10 protein-coding genes are annotated in these 5595 nt (G+C 26.6%); all 10 read right to left on the bottom strand.

All coding sequences use genetic code 11. The features are described from left to right. Positions 1–659, bottom strand: a 659-nt coding sequence (locus PF569_03205) for a hypothetical protein (protein MDA3855240.1), incomplete at its 3' end; no start/stop codon positions are given. Between the two features lie 10 nt (positions 660–669). Further along, a complete protein-coding gene (locus PF569_03200; protein MDA3855239.1) occupies positions 670–930 on the bottom strand; it encodes a hypothetical protein in 261 nt (86 codons plus the stop codon). Between the two features lie 15 nt (positions 931–945). Then, positions 946–1407, bottom strand: coding sequence for a hypothetical protein (locus PF569_03195; protein MDA3855238.1), 462 nt, complete (start codon positions 1405–1407; stop codon positions 946–948). 617 nt (positions 1408–2024) lie between these two features. Further along, a complete protein-coding gene (locus PF569_03190; protein MDA3855237.1) occupies positions 2025–2249 on the bottom strand; it encodes a hypothetical protein in 225 nt (74 codons plus the stop codon). Further along, a complete protein-coding gene (locus PF569_03185; protein MDA3855236.1) occupies positions 2246–2653 on the bottom strand; it encodes a hypothetical protein in 408 nt (135 codons plus the stop codon). The genes PF569_03190 and PF569_03185 overlap by 4 nt, the downstream gene beginning before the upstream one ends. Continuing rightward, positions 2653–2892, bottom strand: coding sequence for a hypothetical protein (locus PF569_03180; GenBank protein MDA3855235.1), 240 nt, complete (start codon positions 2890–2892; stop codon positions 2653–2655). Before PF569_03180 ends, PF569_03185 begins: the two co-directional genes overlap by 1 nt. 2 nt (positions 2893–2894) lie before the next feature. Further along, positions 2895–3272, bottom strand: coding sequence for a hypothetical protein (locus tag PF569_03175; protein MDA3855234.1), 378 nt, complete (start codon positions 3270–3272; stop codon positions 2895–2897). Positions 3273–3282: 10 nt separating this feature from the next. Then, a complete protein-coding gene (locus tag PF569_03170; GenBank protein ID MDA3855233.1) occupies positions 3283–3498 on the bottom strand; it encodes a hypothetical protein in 216 nt (71 codons plus the stop codon). A gap of 18 nt (positions 3499–3516) precedes the next feature. Next, positions 3517–3702, bottom strand: a complete 186-nt coding sequence (locus tag PF569_03165) for a hypothetical protein (GenBank protein MDA3855232.1) — start codon at positions 3700–3702, stop codon at positions 3517–3519. Further along, positions 3702–5595: hypothetical protein (locus PF569_03160; GenBank protein ID MDA3855231.1), on the bottom strand; the 1894-nt coding region annotated here is incomplete at its 5' end. The genes PF569_03165 and PF569_03160, both read right to left, overlap by 1 nt.

The following is a 5595-nucleotide window of genomic DNA, read 5'->3' as shown; positions in this document are numbered from 1 at the left end:
GACATAATTGATTCAGGATTTTCCTTCATAGTAAGAGTAATCTTAAGAGTAGGGGAAGGTCTATTTAAATCTATTATACATCTATCTTTATTAAAAATACCTGGATGATAAGTTCTTATTCTTTCTTTAATAAATTTATATTCATCCTCAGAATTACATTTTACATAACTTTTTTTAGCTAAAAGCGAATCATCTCTGAATTTTTCAGATTCTTCTAATGTAGGAAACCATTTAAATAAATCCTTTTCACAAACCCAGTTACCATATTTTGTATCAATATTCTTTAATGCTGTAGTAGAATCATCCCATTTATGACTTATTTGTCCTATAAGTCTTAAAGGTAATTTAGGCTCCTTTGTTAATTTATGTCCAGTTCCTTGATAATCTTCCCTAACAACTACAACATAACTATTAACTGCCCATTTTTCAATACTATTCAAACCAATAATTTCTAAAAGAGTTTTTTCAGATATTTCAGGTTTAATAGGTTTATCAGAAACTCTGTTAATAGACCAAAAATCTCTTTTATCCCAAGCAACTCCAATATGATCTGTTGTAAATTTTGTTTTTGTTTTAGAACTCTCAGGAAAAATTGTTTTAAGAAATTCTATAATTTTTTTATTTCTAGTTCTACAAAAACCTTCTTTTGGTAAATCCATATCTATTTTATTAAGTTAATAATTTAAATAAAGCTTTCTCTAAAGCTTCTTCATAAGTATCATATTTTTTCTCAACATGATTTTTAAAAGGAGTCGATTTCCCCTTTTTTACATTAATAAAAAAATTATTTATAAACCACACTTTATGAAATTTACTAAAATAAATTTCTGGGTGTAAAAAATAAGTTTTTCTAATCCAAGATTGAAGTAATTCTAACTTTTCTTCACCTGAATATCCTTTTTCTTTTGCTATTTCGTATAAATTTTCCATACATAATTATAGTGACTAATCCCACCAATATTTGATATTTTCTCCTATTAATTTCCAAACTAATTTTTCTGCTTTTTGTCGTTTACTATAAGCAACTTTGAAAAATTTATAATGTAATTTTTTTAATTCTAATAAAGGAAGATTTTGAGTATTTTCATAATCTCTCTTTAATATATTTTTATCAGAAATAAAAAGTACTTTACCATACATATCTTCAAATTCATTTAAAGTTTTTTTAATATAATACTCATTATATACTCTATCTAAAATTTTAAGAACTCTTCTGATATTTCTAGCATTTTTATTAGCATCATAGGACACAGCTTTATCTGATTCTAAAAAAGTAGCAATTTGTTCTAATTTAAAAGTAAAAACTTCTATAGCATAACTATAATCAAAATCATATTGATTCCAAATTATAGGCATCCATTTAATTACATTTTTAATTTGTTTAAATTTTCTTTTAATCCAATTCATAGTTTTAAATTAAGTTAGAAAGCAAGGTTGGATTTGAACCAACGAATACTAGTTTTGCAGACTAGCTCCTTAGACCACTTGGATACTTGCTCATTAAAATAATCATTAACTAATACATTTTATCAGGAATCTAGCTATAACCATATACATCATTCTTTCGAGCAATAATATATGAGCTTCACACACCATTAGAAGACCGAGAATAAATTCTTATCCTTAGTGTGTACCCTTGTGTAACTTCCTTCCAAGTTTATGTATTTACACTTCCTAGTTAATGACTATAATATTTTTAAAGCACTCCACCAAATGGAAACTAACCACCCGTTTTGCCTTATGTTATCTCGACTATAACCATACTTTAAAAATTGAGGAGTTGAACCCCTTTCTTGATGTTCTCCTGGGAATCGAACCCAGACTCTTCTGAATCAAAATCAGATGTGTTACCATTACACCAGAGAACAAAATTCCATTTAATAAATTTAAATTAGTACCCTTAACAGGGCTCCAACCTGTAACTTCCTCATTAGAAGTGAGGTATTCTATGCAATTGAATTATAAGGGCATTAAAATAAAAAAGAACATAAAATAAGATGTGCTCTCTTTTATTATTTATAAAATCAACCTTTGATTAAAGAAGAAATATTATCAATAATCCTTTTATTCTTTTCAGAAAGATCTTTCATAGTAGTATTTTCTTCAAGAAGAGTGTCAATTTTATCAGAATTCTCTATTACTAAACTTTCAGAAATATCAACACTCTTCTCTAATTTACTAATAGCATTCATAAATAATGATAGAGCAGATGTTGCCTTTGATTCTGCTTGTTGTCTTTTAGTTGTCATAATTTTAATTTATTTAATGTTTGTAATAATGTTAAAAATGCAGAAGCTAAACCTGCCCGATCATCTAATAAAATAGAATAAAAAGGTTTTTTAGCATCTAATGGATAACTATTGTTCAAAACTGGACTGGAATTAACATGATGTACATTAATTCCAAGACTTCTTACGTACTCAATTTTTTGTTTTACATCCTTATATTTTATACATAAAGTATGTAAACACATTATCATACCTGCATCACTCGCTCTTCTTAATTGGTTAATAACAGGTTTTACATCTAATCCTTCATTATTTCGATCAAATATAGTTGCATCAAAATCAAATCCAATAATCAAAGTGTTGTACTTTAAATATTCGTTAATTAATCTTTGTGTTGCTTTATTTGTATTTAAATAAGAATCCATTATAAGTAAAGATTTGGATATTTAATTGATTTTAACCATTCCCATTGTTCTTTTGGAGATTGTCTCTCTAAAATTTCTAATGTTTCTGCTGTAATTTTACATAAAATTCCACCAGTCCAAAATACTTTATCAATGATTTGAACTTCTGCCAAAGAAATATTCTCACTTATTGGATTTCTAAGTACTTCAACTATTTTATAGTCTTCGTCAAAATCATTAGTTCTAAGAATTGCATACATAGTTATTTCTTTAAAAGAGCTTCAAGTTCTTCTATAGGCTTTTCTTTTAAAGCTCCTTCTTTCTTTTCATGAATAATTGAAAGAATTTTTTCATTTTGAACTTTATTTTCCCTAGTTTGTCTTCTAGTTTCCATTTCTTCCATTCTAGTAAGATATATATCTTTAAGAATATTGAAAGTTAATAAAGTTTTTTCATCCGTTTTCTTACTTTCATCTAGGAAAGAAAGTGCATCATCACCTGTATTAATATCAATAACTTTTTTAGCTGTCTTGATAGTAGATACTAATTCTGACATAGGGAGACTCCATAGTTGTTCTACTGAAAGTTGACCTTTTGGAGTTTGAAACCTTAATTTAAATTTACTTGCTTTTTTATACATATTTTTTGTTTTAATTTGCCATATTTTCAAAAGTGGCTACACCATCTTTAATAGTAACTAGTACTCTAATACCCATGCCTCTAACTCCTTCTTTAGTAGTTAGTTCATAAGTTTTACCTTCATATCTTAATTCAATAAGATATCCACCCCATGTACCAGAATAATTTCCATCAGGTAATGTTGTTTCTTTAGGTACTTTAAGATTAATTGCTGTTATTTCACCCATCATATCCAAAATACTAAATTAATAAATAATAATAGTAAACCATGCTCTATCAGTCCAAAATAATAAAAACTTTTTTTTAAGCCCAAATTCTTGAATTTGTTGTTCTAATTTTTTGTATGAAATAATAATATAGACACTACTTCCTAATTTATATAAGAAATAAAGAGCTAATATTATATAACTTATAAGTTTTAATATTTCCATTAAAATTTAATTTTAAGCATTCGTTTATGACTTCCTTGTAATTTCACAATTAATTCATCGTGAATAGTAGCATTAAAACCTAATCCAGATAATTGTTTGTTGGTAGGTTCTATCATAGTAGTATTACCTAATACTTCAAGAACTTTACGATGTTCTGCTAATTCAGGAATTAAATTTTCTGAATGAAAACTTCTAATAGAAGTGGGAACTTTACAATTCTCTAACATGAAAAAATAATGTTTATTTCCAATGTTATTATCATCCCAATGATTAGGAGATAAACAAACAAGATTTGTTTTATGAAATTGATTTGAGTCTAATCCATAAATTTCTTTGGATATTATCTTTGATTCTAATAATACCATATTAGAGTCTGGTATTAATTCAAAATTATTACCATCATATTTAATAATGATAGCGTTAGCTATATTTGATTTTGATGTTTGTTTTAATTCTAGTAAAGTCACATCACCATCAATTTCAATTTCAATTGTAAATTTTGTGTGAAAACCTCGACCTGAAAAATTCTTAATAAATATTTCATATTCACCAACAGGCATTTTATTTTTATCAGTATAGACAATGTTTTCAACTCTTTTATCTGGCTCTTGATGTCCATCTGCTCCTTGAGCATCTAAATCTAATACACCAGAAGATGGTTGAATATTTCCTACATTAGAATATGATATATGATTATTATTTGATTCAATTAAGTGGAGATCATAGTCATCAGTAGTATTAGGAAATGCTAAACTAATTCTTAATACTCCATCAATATTACCACCCCTACTTTTAACAGCCTCTTTAATTTGAGATTTACCTGCTAAATTACCATTAAAAGTCCAAGAATAATTGTTATTCCATTTAAAAATTGATTTAGAGTTTTTAACATTAGAAGTTGTTAAAGATACCATATTATTCTCTAATCTATTTTCTAAATAAGCTTCAATTGAACTACATGAAGGAAGAATGTCTTTCATAAATTTTTCAATAGAAACTTCCTCTACATTACTAAATTCATTTCTTTTATGTTGGGTAGAAGTAGCTTTTACATTTTCAAATATAGAAACTTCTTTTAATTTACCATCACCAGAATTAAGGTGAAGTATTTCAGAAGTTTTAATATCATCAATAGTAGCTAATCTACGATCAAATGATTCAGTGTATTCATTCTCTTCAACAAATTTTTTAGCATGTTCAATTTGCTTTTTAGTAATAGGAGCAACAGCTTTCATATAATTAACTGGATCTACTCTTTTATTCCAATTTTGACAAGCTTTGTTTAAGTCCTCTCCTTCAGCCAATTCTGTACAAAGAACTCCAATAAGTTCATTTTTAAATTTAGCAAAAGGTAGTTGATAGCTTTTTATCCAACACCAATCATCCTTTTTATCAAAATTTATTTTCTGATAATCTTGTGCAAAAGGAATCATCTGTTCAACTTTAAAAAGATGAGTTTGTCCATTTAATAAAGAACCTTGATTTATTAAATCCTTTACTAATGTAAGAGTATCTAATGAAATTTCTTCCATAGACCTTTTAAATACATTTTTAGCATCTCTATAGTTAGCTTGTACAGATTCAATAGATTTATTCTCAAAAATAACAAATTCTTTAGGTAAATCTAAATAAATGTGATTAAATTTAATAATCTCATCTGGTTTTACAACTCCGAATTTTTCAGATTCTTCTAATGAATATTGCTTGTGATTACTTTTTACTCCTAATCTAAAAACAGAATTTGTTTTTTTACACGATTCATAAGGAAGTTTTTTAAGGTCTTCAAAAGTCTCAAAAAATACCTCAGAAATAGGTGCATTTTTAAGAGTATCAGAAATTACTCTAGCAGAATCTACATACTCTTCTTCACAAATAGTATCAAATAATGTAATA

Source organism: Candidatus Woesearchaeota archaeon (genome assembly GCA_027858315.1).
Lineage (GTDB): Archaea > Nanobdellota > Nanobdellia > Woesearchaeales > UBA583 > UBA583.
The sequence above is the reverse complement of the archived record's forward strand: the minus strand, read 5'-3'. Positions and strand labels throughout refer to the sequence as shown.

Excerpts from the sequence above, each read along its gene's own strand:
- PF569_03200 (MDA3855239.1), bottom strand. The coding sequence starts at position 930 with ATGGAAAATTTATACGAAATAGCAAAAGAAAAAGGATATTCAGGTGAA.
- PF569_03195 (MDA3855238.1), bottom strand. The coding sequence starts at position 1,407 with ATGAATTGGATTAAAAGAAAATTTAAACAAATTAAAAATGTAATTAAA.
- PF569_03190 (MDA3855237.1), bottom strand. The coding sequence starts at position 2,249 with ATGACAACTAAAAGACAACAAGCAGAATCAAAGGCAACATCTGCTCTA.
- PF569_03185 (MDA3855236.1), bottom strand. The coding sequence starts at position 2,653 with ATGGATTCTTATTTAAATACAAATAAAGCAACACAAAGATTAATTAAC.
- PF569_03180 (MDA3855235.1), bottom strand. The coding sequence starts at position 2,892 with ATGTATGCAATTCTTAGAACTAATGATTTTGACGAAGACTATAAAATA.
- PF569_03175 (MDA3855234.1), bottom strand. The coding sequence starts at position 3,272 with ATGTATAAAAAAGCAAGTAAATTTAAATTAAGGTTTCAAACTCCAAAA.
- PF569_03170 (MDA3855233.1), bottom strand. The coding sequence starts at position 3,498 with ATGGGTGAAATAACAGCAATTAATCTTAAAGTACCTAAAGAAACAACA.
- PF569_03165 (MDA3855232.1), bottom strand. The coding sequence starts at position 3,702 with ATGGAAATATTAAAACTTATAAGTTATATAATATTAGCTCTTTATTTC.